The sequence below is a fragment of the Acinetobacter sp. YH12142 genome, assembly GCF_013418435.1.
GTDB lineage: Bacteria > Pseudomonadota > Gammaproteobacteria > Pseudomonadales > Moraxellaceae > Acinetobacter > Acinetobacter amyesii.
In genome coordinates this window covers 305,096-319,304 of sequence record NZ_VPCB01000001.1, presented here as the reverse complement: position 1 = coordinate 319,304, position 14,209 = coordinate 305,096, and the positions used below count along the sequence as shown (strand labels likewise).

Annotated in this window: 18 protein-coding genes; 6 read left to right on the top strand and 12 right to left on the bottom strand. The window is 42.6% G+C overall.

Annotation, left to right across the window (positions count from 1 at the left end; genetic code table 11):
• Nucleotides 1-103: 103 nt before the first annotated feature.
• The 3 genes from FTU77_RS01540 (at nt 104) to FTU77_RS01530 (ending at nt 2,122) form a co-directional block, all read left to right on the top strand.
• A complete protein-coding gene (locus FTU77_RS01540) occupies nt 104-751 on the top strand; it encodes a hypothetical protein (protein WP_180054310.1) in 648 nt (215 codons plus the stop codon).
• 252 nt (nt 752-1,003) lie between these two features.
• Complete coding sequence (locus FTU77_RS01535) at nt 1,004-1,501, top strand: hypothetical protein (RefSeq protein WP_180054308.1); 498 nt, start codon at nt 1,004-1,006, stop codon at nt 1,499-1,501.
• A gap of 111 nt (nt 1,502-1,612) precedes the next feature.
• On the top strand, nt 1,613-2,122 hold the full coding sequence (locus FTU77_RS01530; RefSeq protein WP_180054306.1) for a hypothetical protein: 510 nt from the start codon (nt 1,613-1,615) through the stop codon (nt 2,120-2,122).
• A gap of 30 nt (nt 2,123-2,152) precedes the next feature.
• On the opposite strand, the gene FTU77_RS01525 is transcribed toward FTU77_RS01530, so the two are convergent.
• From FTU77_RS01525 to FTU77_RS01510, 4 genes are all read right to left on the bottom strand, one after another.
• Nucleotides 2,153-2,578: a hypothetical protein gene (locus FTU77_RS01525; protein ID WP_180054304.1), complete on the bottom strand. Its 426-nt coding sequence runs from the start codon at nt 2,576-2,578 to the stop codon at nt 2,153-2,155.
• Between the two features lie 56 nt (nt 2,579-2,634).
• Nucleotides 2,635-3,588, bottom strand: coding sequence for a 2-hydroxyacid dehydrogenase (locus tag FTU77_RS01520; protein ID WP_180054302.1), 954 nt, complete (start codon nt 3,586-3,588; stop codon nt 2,635-2,637).
• Between the two features lie 96 nt (nt 3,589-3,684).
• A complete protein-coding gene (locus FTU77_RS01515) occupies nt 3,685-3,876 on the bottom strand; it encodes a hypothetical protein (RefSeq protein ID WP_180007108.1) in 192 nt (63 codons plus the stop codon).
• 124 nt (nt 3,877-4,000) lie between these two features.
• A complete protein-coding gene (locus tag FTU77_RS01510) occupies nt 4,001-5,272 on the bottom strand; it encodes an alpha/beta fold hydrolase (RefSeq protein ID WP_180054360.1) in 1,272 nt (423 codons plus the stop codon).
• Between the two features lie 116 nt (nt 5,273-5,388).
• Between FTU77_RS01510 and FTU77_RS01505 the strand changes: the two genes are divergently transcribed.
• Both FTU77_RS01505 and FTU77_RS01500 read left to right on the top strand, forming a co-directional pair.
• Nucleotides 5,389-6,165 carry a class I SAM-dependent methyltransferase gene (locus FTU77_RS01505; protein ID WP_180054300.1) on the top strand — a complete coding sequence of 259 codons (777 nt, stop codon included), beginning with the start codon at nt 5,389-5,391 and terminating at the stop codon, nt 6,163-6,165.
• A gap of 9 nt (nt 6,166-6,174) precedes the next feature.
• Nucleotides 6,175-6,750, top strand: a complete 576-nt coding sequence (locus FTU77_RS01500) for a hypothetical protein (protein ID WP_168377944.1) — start codon at nt 6,175-6,177, stop codon at nt 6,748-6,750.
• 128 nt (nt 6,751-6,878) lie between these two features.
• Here the strand turns inward: FTU77_RS01500 and FTU77_RS01495 are convergent, their stop codons facing one another.
• The 3 genes from FTU77_RS01495 to FTU77_RS01485 form a co-directional block, all read right to left on the bottom strand.
• Complete coding sequence (locus FTU77_RS01495) at nt 6,879-7,289, bottom strand: GFA family protein (protein ID WP_180048801.1); 411 nt, start codon at nt 7,287-7,289, stop codon at nt 6,879-6,881.
• A 73-nt stretch (nt 7,290-7,362) separates the two neighbouring features.
• On the bottom strand, nt 7,363-8,568 hold the full coding sequence (locus FTU77_RS01490; RefSeq protein WP_180054298.1) for a TIGR03862 family flavoprotein: 1,206 nt from the start codon (nt 8,566-8,568) through the stop codon (nt 7,363-7,365).
• A gap of 6 nt (nt 8,569-8,574) precedes the next feature.
• Nucleotides 8,575-9,225: an SAM-dependent methyltransferase gene (locus FTU77_RS01485; protein WP_180002966.1), complete on the bottom strand. Its 651-nt coding sequence runs from the start codon at nt 9,223-9,225 to the stop codon at nt 8,575-8,577.
• Between the two features lie 83 nt (nt 9,226-9,308).
• On the opposite strand from FTU77_RS01485, the gene FTU77_RS01480 reads away from it, so the two are divergent.
• Nucleotides 9,309-9,494 (top strand): DNA gyrase inhibitor YacG, encoded by a 186-nt coding sequence (locus tag FTU77_RS01480; RefSeq protein ID WP_078189771.1) that lies wholly within the window; start codon nt 9,309-9,311, stop codon nt 9,492-9,494.
• A 93-nt stretch (nt 9,495-9,587) separates the two neighbouring features.
• Here FTU77_RS01480 and FTU77_RS01475 read toward each other — a convergent pair whose 3' ends face one another.
• The 5 genes from FTU77_RS01475 to FTU77_RS01455 form a co-directional block, all read right to left on the bottom strand.
• Nucleotides 9,588-10,232: an MBL fold metallo-hydrolase gene (locus FTU77_RS01475; protein WP_180054296.1), complete on the bottom strand. Its 645-nt coding sequence runs from the start codon at nt 10,230-10,232 to the stop codon at nt 9,588-9,590.
• Nucleotides 10,233-10,244: 12 nt separating this feature from the next.
• Complete coding sequence (gene hemH, locus FTU77_RS01470) at nt 10,245-11,267, bottom strand: ferrochelatase (RefSeq protein WP_168377948.1); 1,023 nt, start codon at nt 11,265-11,267, stop codon at nt 10,245-10,247.
• Nucleotides 11,268-11,332: 65 nt separating this feature from the next.
• Nucleotides 11,333-12,361, bottom strand: coding sequence for a DUF4062 domain-containing protein (locus FTU77_RS01465; protein WP_180054294.1), 1,029 nt, complete (start codon nt 12,359-12,361; stop codon nt 11,333-11,335).
• Nucleotides 12,362-12,483: 122 nt separating this feature from the next.
• Entirely contained in the window at nt 12,484-13,371 is an 888-nt protein-coding gene (gene murI, locus FTU77_RS01460; RefSeq protein ID WP_168377950.1) for a glutamate racemase, read from the bottom strand.
• 49 nt (nt 13,372-13,420) lie between these two features.
• Nucleotides 13,421-14,029: a DUF1285 domain-containing protein gene (locus FTU77_RS01455; RefSeq protein ID WP_168377951.1), complete on the bottom strand. Its 609-nt coding sequence runs from the start codon at nt 14,027-14,029 to the stop codon at nt 13,421-13,423.
• Between the last annotated feature and the right edge of the window lie 180 nt (nt 14,030-14,209).

Genomic DNA, 14,209 nt, shown 5'->3' with positions numbered 1-14,209 from the left:
AAAACCACTTTTTGCTTTTTTTTACTCTTAAGATGTCCTCTGCTCCAAAAGCGCAAATGCTGAGTGCAACAGCAGCGTTCAATAAAAGAGGACAAATGCAAAGATGAAACCTTTATTTAAAACAACACTGATCACCGCAGCATTATTCGCAACCACCCCACTATTTGCGAACACCGCAGTAGAAGCCAATGCGAAAGTTGAAACACAACAACCGTCTGTACTGCAAAATCTAAAACAAGACATTAATCAGTCTGCGCATACAGCCGGTGACAAAATTGAAAAAGGCGTCGATAAGACCAAAACATTCACCCAAGAAAAATGGCAAGACACCAAAGAATTCAGTGCTGACAAAAAGCAAGATGCAAAAAATAAATGGGCTGACCTAAAACAGTCTAAAGATGAAAAGTCAGATGCAGCGAAAGCCAAGATCGATGCCAAGGCTGAGCAAAATAAAGCTAAGCTTGATGAGCGCAAAGCACAGCTCGATAAAAAAGCTGCAAAAGACAAAGCAAAACTTGATGAACGTAAAAGCAATGTCGACAACAAAGTTGATCAAACCAAGAGCTATTTAGGTGAAAAAGCTCAGGAAGGTCGCCAATTTTCCAGTGAAAAATGGCAACAAACCAAAGCGAATTTCCAAAAAGGTCAAGAAGCCAATGTGAGTGGCAGTAGCAATGTGCAGTTGCAAACGCCTGTGGCACAAGCTGAAGTACATAGCTCACACGAGGCCAGCTTAGGCGCTCACAAATAAGTAAACTGGCTTTCATACCCTCTCCTCCAGAGAGTAGGCTCACCCTTCGGTGGGCCTTTTTTTGCCTTCATCAAAATACAACCGTGTACAAAGCTGTCATTTGCTGTATTGATTTTGCTACGGCAAGTTTTTTTCGCTGCAATTTTTCCTATAATGCATTAAAACCATTCATCAGATAGAAAATCTATAAAATTCAGAGGTGAAGCTGTGAAGATTTCATTAAAAGCAACGTTATGCATAAGCTTAATATTCATGACACCCATGCTTTGGGCACAAGAAAAAACAGCAGCGCAAAGTACTGAGCAACAAGCGAAAAAGCCTGTGAGCCCTTATGGCGACAATCCAAATTTATTGCATGTGTGGGCCTATAAAGCCCAAGAAGGCGTGGTCGGTGCTGCTAAAAATATTGGTGAAATGACTGAACGTGGAATTTCTAAAATTAAGCCTTCGGTTGACCAAGCTTGGGACAATACGAAAACAGCTACACAAAATACAGTACAACAGGTTGATCAGGGCGCACAGCAAGCCACCCAAAACGTCAATGAAAAATTGAAGCAAACCCGTGAAAATATCACAGGCAAAACCAGCCAACCTGCGCCCATCAGCCAACAGTCGTTGAGTGAACCGTCTTCAGGCAACACGATTAATACGGCTCCAAGCAACAATGCGGGACAAAATAACAATCAATATCCACAAAGTAGTTATCCATCGAGTTCGACGTCTACGACGTATCCAGTGACTGATTTATAATTTAACACCACATTTAAAAGCTCAACTTTGGTTGGGCTTTTTTAAAACCAAAATTGAATGCTGTTGGTCTTTGACCTATGCCTATAAAAACAATGAATTAATGAGAAAAAAATGCGAATTTTATTTGGTATCTTGCTTGGTATTCTGCTCTGCGTTGGCTCTTTGATTGGCTTACAACGTTTTCCACAATTGTTAAAAAGTTATCCACAGTTGCAGGCCATTTTTCCCCAATTGTACAATTCTCACCAATATAACCATGATGCCGAAGGTAAATTATTACAAACCTTAGAGATGCTAGATGACGAAGAATACAAATCGACTGAAGGCAATGAAGCGACACTGTATCAACTCGATGGTCAATGCAAAATAAACCTCTATGTTTTTGGTGAATCCAATCAATCCCTAACAAGTTTCTATTTTCACAATGATCAGATTTTACGTGCCTATGAGACAAATTTGATCTACCCAAATGGAGGCTTTAATCCTGTACCCAATACCAAAGATCCTTTTAAACTCGAAAAAAGTTATTTACGAATCATGATGCCAAACAGTATCAAGACTGAACTTGAATTTGAGCGGATCAAACATCACTTCAATGCTAAATTTTTGAAAAAATGCTGAAATTTAACTATTAAATTAAGCATTAATGCATTAAGCAGTAGGCTTGAGATATCCCCTACGTACAAACGATGCTGTACAAATTTGAATAAGCATCAACAGGCAAAATGGATAGTCAACCCAGACTGATAAACGATCAATATGCGCAACCTCTCCAAAGACAGAAAAATAGACCTGTCCCACAATAATAGGCACTACAACAAGCCATAGCCCCCAATACCAATAGAGATTCAAAAAATCAATAAGCGCTAAGACGAAATGCGCAATAAAAAATACCGAAACCAGCACAACTTGTAAGGTCGGCATGAATTTATGAACTTCAAAATCAGGATTCTGGAATAAATAATTTTCACTGATATTTAGTACATAACTGCACCATGCCCAAGTGATGCATGCGGTAAAAAGAATCAGCATGCAAAATATTCTTAAACTTTTTTTATTGGCAAGATCGACCTGCATAGACATTCCTATTTATACGGAGCTTTGTTCAAAAATAATATTCCTTAAACTCGATTTTAATTGACCTGTCGAATAACCATCCCCGCTTTAAAGGCCTCTACATTTTCCACCAATTGCTGCACAATGCGTTGTCGCGCATCGACGCTTCCCCATGCACTATGTGGGGTAATGATTAAATTTGGAATACTTGGGTCGAGCAACACATTGCCCTGCTTTGGTGGCTCAACCGTCAAGACATCGGTTGCTGCGCCTGCGATCCTCCCTAATTTTAATGCCTCAGCTAATGCCGATTCATTGACAACACCACCTCGTGCACAATTGATCACAAAGGCCGATGCTTTCATTTGAGCCAAGCTTTCATGATTGAGTAAATCACGAGTTTCCTCGGTTAAAGGACAATGCAAACTCAGAAAATCGACCTGCGCTAGCATCTCAGAAAATACCACTCGCTCAGCCGCCATGGGGCGATTCGGTAGCGCACCAATCATAATTTTCATGCCAAAAGCTTTAGCCAAATGTGCCACGGCTTGCCCCAATTCGCCATAGCCGACAATCCCCAAAGTCTTACCAGCCAACTCAATAATTGGAAAATCCAGTAAGCAGAACTGATCCGCTTTTTGCCAATCTCCCTGTTGGACCGCCCGATCATACTGTCGAAATGATGTCGCCAAGTTCAACATTAACATCAAGGTATGCTGTGCGACCGCAGCGGTGCCATAAGCTTGGCAATTACACACCACGATGTCTTGTTGCTGTGCGTGTACAAGGTCAACATTATTGGTGCCAGTAGCAGAAATCAAGATCAGTTTTAATTGCGGATTGAGCTGCATGTGCTCAGCATTGATGTGTACTTTATTGCTGATAATCACATCAGCCCCTTGTATGCGCTGAGCAACCTCTGCAGCCGTTGTTGCGGGATAGAGTATCAATTCATCAAACTGTGCTTCTAGTCCGCTAAAATCTAAGTCCTGTTTATCTAGAGACTGATAATCTAGAAATACCGCTTTCATGGCTGCTTCCCTTCTGGCCGATTATAAAGATTTGATTGTGAGTGATTAAAACCTGTGATGCACCAAAGTACAATCGAACAGCATATAAAAAACCCGCTATTTCGCGGGTTTATCGAGATGATGTTGCAGTGAATTTCGAATTTTGAGTATGACATAAATGGTCAGTATCGTAAGTAACAACATACTGCTGCTAAAAATCAGTATGCTTGAACTAACCCCCTGTACATAGGCTGAACCCATGGTCAGCACTAAGATGAATAATACAGCAAGCATCTGTGTTGAATGCATACTGATACCCCTCATATTCCTTATGATGTTTTGGGCAGTATGATTGTTTTTTATACTGCCTTTCTCTCATCATAATCTCTTCCTACAAATTAGCAAGCTTTGGATTTTCAACCCAATGTCGAGCTTAAATTTGTTCGGGTTGCACCACGAACTGACAAGATGCATCGGCATTTTCCACAAAGAAGACTTGACCAAATTCATCACTACTCAAACGCAGTTCTTTATAGTTCAGCGTGTAATAGCCCACATATTTCTGCATTAAAATCGGATGCATACCAGTCGCAAGCTCATCTTGAGCTAAGACCAATTTCATTACCTGACGGTCATTCATCACCACCATGTAACGCTCATCTTGGACTTGTACGTATACCAGGCCTGTGCCCTTCGGCTGCAAAGGAATCAAAAACTTGTGATTCAGCGCAATCACACCGGCTGCATAGCTTTCAATTTTTTGGCTAATCACGTTAAACACTAAACCATGATCAAACTGGTCGAGTAACAGGCTACGATTTTCCTGAGGTAAAAAGGTCGTGATTCCCAACTTTTGCAGATCTTGCTCACTGACTTGTTTGTTATTAAACAATACCCGTAATAAGGTCTGTTTTTGTTTGGCATCAAAAAATTGTGGATCAAGCTGAAACGAATTGCTTTTTAAAATTTCACCCAAGGCATCTCGATGGCGAGTCAGTAAATTTTCGATAACTTTTCGATAATAAAATTTGCTGTTTTTCTTAACCCGACGCATTTTTTGATAAAAATACGGCGCATCAAAAGGATGTCTCAAGAAATCATTTAACAGTTCAGAACTCGCCAACACTGCAATGGCATCATGCCCTGTAAACGGCAGATGTAACACATGCACATGCGGAATTAAAGCCTGTAGTTTTTCAAAGTGAGCGCGATCTTCTGGACAATAAGGATCATACACCACGATATATTCACGTGTAGTCGATACGTCTTCAGCAAGCACCCGCATATTGGCATGCAGATTAGGTTGAAAGAACATGCCATAGCGTGTATCGACAATGTCTTCAGGGTCTATGGAGTACTGCGGCACCATACTGACCACACGATGGAATCCAAATAAATTGGCATACTTAATGGCAGCATAGCCGCCCATGGAACCACCATAGGCAATACGCATCTCAAATTGTTCGAGGATCGGCTTGATGGCTTGATACATCGGTTGCATTGACGATGCTGGAAACCACGATTTTTGTTTCGGCATCACACCGATCACATTAAAATCATATTTTTGCAAAGACTTCTCGGCATTGATGCTCAAACCCTTGGCACGGGTAATCAAATCACCGAAGGAGAAAATAAGCTCACGAGAATTGCCAGGCTGAAAAATGACACGAATTTGATCATCTTCAAAAATGATGTGCTTTTCCATTGTGCTTTGCTCCAGTCCTTGTTGCGTCACGCTTTTCCTTCCTTGTTGCATTCAAAGTTTATCTTGTTCCGAATATGCTATTTTATAGAGGCCATACAGATTAAAAAGTGCAGAATATGACACATTCAATACATCCTGCCGCACAACAAGGCTTTAGCTCTGCAGCTGAACTCTATCAACAAGCCCGTCCTGACTACCCGATTGAAATCAGTGCGTGGCTACAACAACATTTAGCTTTAGCCCCTCAAGCCCATCTGGTGGACTTAGGCTCAGGTACAGGCAAATTTCTCGAGTATATTCGCCCACTCAGTGAAAATATCACCGCGATCGAACCTGTGCATGAAATGCTGCAACAATTGCAGAAAAAACATCCGCATATTGCAACTTTAGCCGCCCAAAGTGATCAGATTCCACTGCATGATCATTCTGTGGCAGCGGTATTTTGTGCCCAATCTTTTCATTGGTTTGCCACCCCTGAAACCCTCAATGAAATCAGTCGTATCTTAGTTCCCAATGGGGATCTTGTATTGATTTGGAACCAACGTGATATTCAAGTCAATTGGGTCAAACAACTCGCTGATGTCTTGAGTGAGCTCGAAGGTGACACACCACGTTATCATAGTGGGCAATGGCAAAAAGTGTTTGCACAGCAGCAAACATTTAAATTAATTGCCGAAACCACCTTTCAACAATTGCATCATGGTACAGTGGAACACGTGGTTTCCAAACGATTATTGTCCACCAGTTTTATTGCAGCATTAAGCCCGGATGAACAACAAAAACTGAAACAACAATTTGAAAATATCGTGGCTGAATCAACCCAAAAGACTGCACAGGATTTCATTGATTTCCCCTATATCACGCATGTCTATATCTTTAGAAAAACATATTAGGACACGATTATGCTCTTGCCAATCTCTTTAAAGAAACTCAGTGTCATCTTCCTCATGGGTACGGTGCTAGGACTCACTGCATGTGAAAAATCATCAAAAACGGTGGAACAAAATAGTGAAATCAGTTCCGATGATCAAATCATGAAAGAGCTGAATAGTGATCCTATTAAAAACTTTGCCAAGACCCCAGATGATCTACACGACTTAACGCTACTGACACAATATGACGAGAGCTTTAGTCAAATTAGCGATGAGATGGAAGATGAGCTGATGAAACTGCGTGAGGAAGGAAAACTCACCGATGAATTTGCTACACAGCGTAAGCGTGACAACATCCAGTCGGCGCTGAATATGCTCAAAGAACTCGAAATGAAAACTGAGCAAGGCCGTTATATTCAAGGCTTGATGTATCAGTACTGGGACAATCAATCACAAATTTATCGTGAGAAAAATCAAGCAGCCGATGGCGAGTTAAAAAATCCTAGTGATAGTGTCAAAGGTCTCGGTCAGTTTATTCATGCTCAAGAACAATTGGGACATTGGCAGGAACAATATCCTGAACTACAAAAAACTCGACAGCCTTAATCTTCCAACCCTGTTGCAATCTATTCACCCAAATTCAACTTGGATGAATGAGAGAGCGATACGAGCTTATTACTTAACATCAAGGGTGCAAACCTGCCCTTGATGTGATTGCTCAATCTTGATTTTCGCTATGGTCGTTCAGCATATTGTGGTAAATCACCTGCGATATCATCCCATTCTGCTTTGGATGCGACAAAGATATGACAGGTTGGTTTCTGCGTCAGAGGTGTATCTAAGGTGCCTATACGTAAGCGGTAATAATCAGGCGTTTCAGCCTTTATACTGATGATCGGCGAACCACACTCACTACAAAAACAGCGCTGTGTGGTAGCGGTAGACGCATACTGTTTCAGAAACTGCTCACCGGCTACAATTTTAAAATCTGCTTTAGCAATCGGGGCATTGGTCGCAAATGCTGTACCATTGGCTTTGCGGCACCGAGAACAATGGCATTGCATGATCTCACCGACCGGACCATTGATCTCATAACAAACCGCTCCACACAAGCAGCTTCCGGTATATTGTTCTTGTACGCGCATAGTGGTCTTTCTTAGAAGAATTTCATCTCAAAATATCACAACTCCTCAGCAAGATTGTGACAATTTGAAGCGCTTAGTTCTGCAAAGAAACCAGATAGTTTTGAACCCCTTCACCCGCTGCTCGACCGGTTGCAAGGCAGGCTGTTAGTAAATAGCCTCCAGTAGGCGCATCCCAATCCAACATTTCACCGCAAGCAAATACTGCAGGATTGCTCTTCAATTGTAAGCCATCATTTAGGACTGAACGCTTCACACCACCTGCGCAGCTAATCGCCTCATCTATCGGGCGAAATCCGTCAAGTTGAATATCTAAATGTTTAATTTTCGCTGCTAGTAAGGCCGGCTCATGCCAAAAAGATTTATCCACCAGTTCACGGACCAGCGCAGCTTTCGCCGCATCTAAACCGGCTTTACGCCAAACATTGGTTAAAGACTGCTTTTTCGAAGGCTGTAGTTTCTTTGCCAATTGCTCAACACTTTGATCTGGCAATAAGTCCAAAGTCAGCTGCATGGGCTGAGCAGATTTCACCTGTTGACGCAGTGCTCGAACTTGTTTGTAGATCAATCCACTTTCCAGCCCATAGTGTGAAATGATGATATCGCCTTGGGTCGGCTCGGCTTGATCGACCCATGCATTGACTCGCTTTAAGGGCTGTCCAAACACAGGCTGCATAAACTTCGACCAAGCGCGTTCCACGCCAGCATTACTGGCTTGAAAAGTTTCAATGCTCTCAGGCTGCAGCCATTTTTGCCATGCGCCATCACTGCCTAAACGTGACCAAGACACTGCGCCACATGCCATAATAATCGCATCAAAGCCAAGCACTTGACTTGATTCATCAACAAGGTTTTGAATCGTTAGCTGATTGGACTGTAAGTCCAAAACTTGATGTCGATAATGAAACTGCACCCCGTCTAGACTAAGACGTTTTAACCAGGCTCGCAGCAAAGGCGCAGCTTTCATTTCAATAGGAAAGACCCGACCTGATGAACCAATATAGGTTTCAATGCCCAGCCCCATCATCCACTGTTGAATCCATGCTGCATCCCACTGCTTAACCCATGGGCTCAGCCATTCCACTTGATCATAGCGCTGCACAAATTGTTCAACGGGTTCTGCATGCGAAATATTCAGCCCCGTCTTGCCAGCCATTAAAAATTTACGGGCTGCCGATGGTTTTTGCTCATAAACATGAATGTCATAGTCAAATTGGCTAAGCACTTCCGCCGCCATCAATCCCGCAGGACCTGCCCCAATGATTGCAATACGCTGAGTCATGCCCAATTATTCCGCAGATGCTTCGGTGGGTTGCTTGCCTTGTAGCGGCTGAAAATCATCAAAACGTGTGGTATAGCCAGCGGGTTTAGTCACCAATAATTGTTGGCACAACTCACCACGTTCTAGATATTTAATCTCAAAGTGTGTACGTGCTGAAGTCTCTGCAATGCGTTCTTTGACAAAAGGTAGCTTCCAAACATCGATTAACTGCTGCTGCGCTTCCTCAATATATTCAGGAATATTACTGGCCAAGGTAATCTGACCACCCGGCTGCAAACGCGACAATAAAAATTCAAAAAACGGCATATTTAACCAGCGCTGTGCAGGATTATGCGGTTCAGGGTTTGGATACAAAATAAAGAATTGCTGTACTTGCGCAGGATGTAAGGCATGTACTACCCAAGGCAATGCATCAGCATGAATTGGAGCTAAATTGCTTTGCCCTTCAAGTTGATGCTGCTTTTGCATTGCCACAAATTTTTCACGTGTCCGCTCAACAGCAATCAATTGAAATTCAGGGTGATTGGCTGAAAACAATAATGCATGTTTACCTTTACCAGCCCCAATTTCCACACAAATCGGCGTGGAATCAATCGGCTGAAAATCACGGGGAGCTCGCATACGCTGCGCTTGAAATTGACGAATAGGCATAAACAGATCAAACTAAACAGAACGGCATAAGTCTAACAACTGCGACTGTATTTGCCTAATTGAATCATCCGTTTTTGCTGGAGTTAAGCATGCCCACCACCATGAATTGTCCACGCTGCGGCGCATTGACGACTTGGGAAAATAATGAATATCGCCCGTTTTGCTCAGATCGTTGTAAATTGATTGATCTCGGTGCATGGGCCAATGATGAATATCGTCTGCCGACACAAGATGCACCTCAGGCCGATGGTGGCCGTGAAGAAGACCAATTCTAAGGACTCAAGTGCATAACCCTATTATTTAGGTAAATAAAACAGGAATCCGTTTGGATTCCTGTTTTGTTAATTTAAGTTTCTCAATCTAGTTGCTTAACCCGCTTTACCAGCAACGAAAGGATTATGTTGTTTTTCATAACCAATGGTACTCATTGGACCATGCCCTGAAATAAACTGCGTGTCATCCGGCAAGCTAAAACATTCACGCTGAATGGAGTCGAGTAATTGTTGATGGTTACCGCGTGGAAAATCTGTCCGGCCTATCGAGCCTTTAAATAACACATCCCCCGTCCAAAGCACGGCATATTTTGCGTTATAGAACATGACATGACCTGGTGTATGCCCCGGTGCAAAACGAACTTCAAACTCTTCTGCACCCAGCTTCAAGGTTTCGCCGCCTTCCAACCATTGGGTCACATGGACATTGTCAGGGATCGGGAAACCGTATTTCGCAGAAACCTCCTGAATCATGTCCAACCAAAACGCATCTTCTTTATGCGGGCCAATCACTGGAACATTCCAAGCTTGGGTTAATGCCCCAACCGCACCTGCATGGTCTAAATGGCCATGCGTTAACCACAAGGCTTTGACCGTTAAACCGAGCGCTTCAACTTCGGCTTTTAATTTTTCAGGCTCTCCCCCTGCATCAATCAAGACCGCTTCTTTCGACTCAGAGTCCCAAACAATGGAACAGTTTTGTTGAAATGCCGTAACGGGCACGATTTTAACTTGCAACATAGGGCGAAAACCTCAAGGCGATGAATGGGCTAATGTTTGCTTTAAGGCATCAAGATTAGCTTGAAGTAATAAATTGAGCAATGCGACATGATCATCCCGCGCGTTTAATGCAGGAATATAACCATATTCACCACCGCCTGCAGCTTGGAAAATTTCAGCATTTTGCAGCGCCAACTCTTCTAGCGTTTCCAAACAATCCGCTGAAAATGCAGGGCTCATAACCTGTACCGATTTCACGCCTTGTTTGCCCCATGCGTCCAAAGTGGCATCAGTATAAGGTTTCACCCATTCTTGCTTACCAAAGCGAGATTGGAAACTGATTTCATATTGATCTTCAGTTAAACCAAGCGCTTGCGCGACTAAATGTCCTGTTACACGGCAACGGTCAGCATAGGGATCACCCTTGTCTGCATAAGGCTGTGGAATGCCATGAAAAGACATCAATAACTTATCCGCGACCCCATGCTCCGCTTGATAATCACGCACACTTTGCGCTAAAGCTTGAATAAATAGCGGGTGCTGATAGTAATCACGAATAATACTCAAGCCCGGCAAATTGCGTTGCTGCGGAATCCATTGTGCGATCGCATCATATAGCGGTGCAGTCGATGTTGCTGAATATTGTGGGAATAGTGGAAACAGGACGATGTGGTCTTGTGGCTGCTGTGCCAATTGATCTAAAGCTGCTTGAATGCCTGGATTGCCATAGGTCATGGCAGGAACCACCTTCAGTTCAAATTCTGGATACGCTTGAGTTAAATGTGCTTTTACAGCGTCAACTTGCGCCAACAATATTTCACGCATAGGCGAATCATTGCCCCAAACCATTTCATAGGCATGCGCCACACGCTTTGGTCGAAATGGCAAAATGAACAAACGCAAAATCAATTGCCAAATCGGTTTTGGAATTTCAATCACCCGCTGATCTGACAAAAACTGTTGCAGAAAACGACGCACTGCGGGCACAGTTGGCGCATCAGGCGTGCCTAAGTTCGCCAGAATAATGGTGACTTTAGCTTTTTCGGCAGACAACATTACACTTTTTCCATCAATTTGAATGACGCTAATGTAGCAGCTTTTTATCTATTTTATAAAACAGATTAATATACAGTTTTAAATTGGAAAACCCGATCATTATCCAACAAATTACTTTCCAGTAGTTTTTGACCTTTCGAGGTCACTTGCCACAACATGCGTTGACGGTCATCACGTCCATTTGGAATGATCCAATCATTTTGACGCATTTGACTCTTGATACTATGCAAAGCCCGAATATTCACCTGAGCACGAGCAACCGCATGCGCACGAGGCATTTCAACGCGGGCATCTTCCAAACCTGTTTCGTTTAGAAATTCATTCATGCGTTTAGAGAAGAATTCTTCAGGGGTCGGATTGACAAAAGTTGAACCTAAAATCGAAAGTAACTGTGCCCACGTCATTTTTTTCTGAACTTTCAGCTCTTTAAAATTGCCGTCTTGATAGGCATGCATGCGATATTCAAAAGAGAACACTTCATGCATAGACACTTTCGGTAAGCTCAGGAATGGGTCGACTTCTCGTTTTCCTGATTCTGTTTCGAGTTGAACTAACTGGGCTTTTAAGCGATCAATTTCATCATGCAAAGCTTGGGTATTTTGCGGACGAACCCAACCTGAAACAGGATAGCGCTCTAGCATTTGCGGCATGTTCAATCGCACTGCCATTTCTAAATCACGCAAGGTTCGATAGCTAAAGACTTGATCCACTTCATTTTGCAATAGCTTACGAAAGTCTTTGAATTTTTCACGTAGCTCAGGCTTTTCATCATGCAAAGAAAGATCACGTGAATTTGGATCTTCATGCATAAACACAATGACCGGCTTTTGTTTCGTCACTGCATAAATATATTCAAGGTGCATATAACCCACACCTGAAACAGACTGCTCGCCATACTGACTACCCAGTAAGATCACCACATAATCACAGTCATCAATTTGACGACGCGCAAAAGCCGTACTTAATGGTGTGCGCTGTTCCAACCCCCAAGAGAAAAAACCCATCCCTACAAGCGTCTGAGCCAAAATGATCCGTTCTGGCTGCATTTCACTGCCAGATGTGGAAATGAATACTTGATAACGCTTATCGAGCATTAGAGATCCTCTTCCCGTTGCACGCTATATCCAGCACTCAAAAAAGTGGTTGCTGAAACATACAGCATGACTACCCCAAATAGATTTAAATTGTTTTATCTAAAATCGTTCAATCACAATGATTAAAATTCTAAACTTGCCGCCTGAATATTGCAGATTTTCCAAGTGATTTGATCATCTTGAATTAAGCGTGCTACCACAGGTGTTAAGTTTTCCGCATTATTTCCACTGACATAACATTCGATACGCAGTGAATCTTGGCGGTTATGCTCAAATAATAACTCATTTTTAATCAAAATTTGGGCTGTTTGTCGTGCAACCGCAAATCCTGAGTCAATTAATGTCAGCTTCTGACCAAAAATATACTGAATTGCCGATTTTAGGAAGGGGTAATGCGTACATCCAAGCACTAAATAATCTGCACCTGCATCTACAACTGGCTGTAATATCTCAGTTAATGTCTGCAGGCAAGGCTCAGTCATTTGCGCCCCCGCTTCAACAAAGGGCACCAATTCCAAAGAAGTCACTGACAAAACTTGCACCCCTGCAGGTTCAGCAAATCGCTGCATGACATCTTTGATTAATTTACCCCGAAAAGTCGCAGGCGTTGCGAGGACAGCCACAGTTTTACTTTTGGTCTGTAATACCGCAGGTTTTAAGGCTGGAACCAAGCCAATAATCGGAAAATTTTCACCGTAGTGTTCACGCAAATAATCCAAACTAAATGCCGATGCCGTATTGCATGCCACCACCGCGACTTTACACCCCTGACGGTATAACCACTCAATCGCATGTGCAGTCAGTTCACGGATGTCCTGATCTTGACGCGGGCCATAAGGGACATGTGCCGTATCTGCAAAATAAACAATCCGTTCATTCGGTAAATAACGTGCAATTTCCAACGCAACAGACAAACCACCAATACCTGAGTCAAATACCCCAATAGGCGCATCAGCAGTCGCTTTTGGCATGGGTACATTTAAGGGGTAAATGGGATGAATGGCGGTCATAGGGTCACTTTAATTTAGATTCAGAATGACAAGGTGGAAAGCTTAAACCTCAGGTGCCTAATTGCAAGTGCAAATCACCACTTTGTAACACTAAAATGGACTCCCCTTGCTCATTTTCAAGCAGCTCACCCATCTCGACTAAATGAAAAAATGCAGCACGTTGAATTAAGGCATTTATACCAAAACGAACATGCACATAAGGACGTAGTTCACCCTGATATTCACGCATAAAAATCGGATGTTCCTGATCAACAATAATCAGGTCTTGGGTGGTTGTGGTGAATTGAATATAGTTTTTAGCGTCAATCTCAACGTGATCCACCTGATTGACAAATAAAGGCTCATCTTCCACCTGTATTTCAATTTGTTCCACAGGGGTTTTTAAATAGAATTTCCCATCTTCTTTCCAAAGCACGGTTGAGAACAGATCAATGAGTGCTTGCCGCTTGATCAATTGACCATCGTGCCACCATTCTCCATTGGCTAAAACCTTCAAATCCATTGCACCACAATGCTTTGGATGCCATTGATCTAATGGAGGGATTGACCTTTTGTGACCGGACTGTCCATCTTTTAAGTATTGTGCAATGTTCATTAAATTTCTATCATCCCTATTAATGAATTTTTTCGTCGGGTTTTCGTTCAATTGCTGCTTCATCCGCCTAATAAATACCTTAGTGACGGAAAAATAATATGATTCAGCCAATTGGCTAGAACTCGGTTTAAAACTATACTAGCCCACAATATCAAAGACACGATAGAAAAATTGTGTCTGGGCATTAAGAACACTCATGGCAGCACCATTTAAATGAATTGAATGGATGCCACCTTCCGAAAT

Coding starts and splice junctions, on each gene's coding strand:
- FTU77_RS01540 (WP_180054310.1), top strand. CDS start 104: ATGAAACCTTTATTTAAAACAACACTGATCACCGCAGCATTATTCGCA.
- FTU77_RS01535 (WP_180054308.1), top strand. CDS start 1,004: ATGACACCCATGCTTTGGGCACAAGAAAAAACAGCAGCGCAAAGTACT.
- FTU77_RS01530 (WP_180054306.1), top strand. CDS start 1,613: ATGCGAATTTTATTTGGTATCTTGCTTGGTATTCTGCTCTGCGTTGGC.
- FTU77_RS01525 (WP_180054304.1), bottom strand. CDS start 2,578: ATGCAGGTCGATCTTGCCAATAAAAAAAGTTTAAGAATATTTTGCATG.
- FTU77_RS01520 (WP_180054302.1), bottom strand. CDS start 3,588: ATGAAAGCGGTATTTCTAGATTATCAGTCTCTAGATAAACAGGACTTA.
- FTU77_RS01515 (WP_180007108.1), bottom strand. CDS start 3,876: ATGCATTCAACACAGATGCTTGCTGTATTATTCATCTTAGTGCTGACC.
- FTU77_RS01510 (WP_180054360.1), bottom strand. CDS start 5,272: ATGGAAAAGCACATCATTTTTGAAGATGATCAAATTCGTGTCATTTTT.
- FTU77_RS01505 (WP_180054300.1), top strand. CDS start 5,389: ATGACACATTCAATACATCCTGCCGCACAACAAGGCTTTAGCTCTGCA.
- FTU77_RS01500 (WP_168377944.1), top strand. CDS start 6,175: ATGCTCTTGCCAATCTCTTTAAAGAAACTCAGTGTCATCTTCCTCATG.
- FTU77_RS01495 (WP_180048801.1), bottom strand. CDS start 7,289: ATGCGCGTACAAGAACAATATACCGGAAGCTGCTTGTGTGGAGCGGTT.
- FTU77_RS01490 (WP_180054298.1), bottom strand. CDS start 8,568: ATGACTCAGCGTATTGCAATCATTGGGGCAGGTCCTGCGGGATTGATG.
- FTU77_RS01480 (WP_078189771.1), top strand. CDS start 9,309: ATGCCCACCACCATGAATTGTCCACGCTGCGGCGCATTGACGACTTGG.
- FTU77_RS01475 (WP_180054296.1), bottom strand. CDS start 10,232: ATGTTGCAAGTTAAAATCGTGCCCGTTACGGCATTTCAACAAAACTGT.
- hemH (WP_168377948.1), bottom strand. CDS start 11,267: ATGTTGTCTGCCGAAAAAGCTAAAGTCACCATTATTCTGGCGAACTTA.
- FTU77_RS01465 (WP_180054294.1), bottom strand. CDS start 12,361: ATGCTCGATAAGCGTTATCAAGTATTCATTTCCACATCTGGCAGTGAA.
- murI (WP_168377950.1), bottom strand. CDS start 13,371: ATGACCGCCATTCATCCCATTTACCCCTTAAATGTACCCATGCCAAAA.
- FTU77_RS01455 (WP_168377951.1), bottom strand. CDS start 14,029: ATGAAGCAGCAATTGAACGAAAACCCGACGAAAAAATTCATTAATAGG.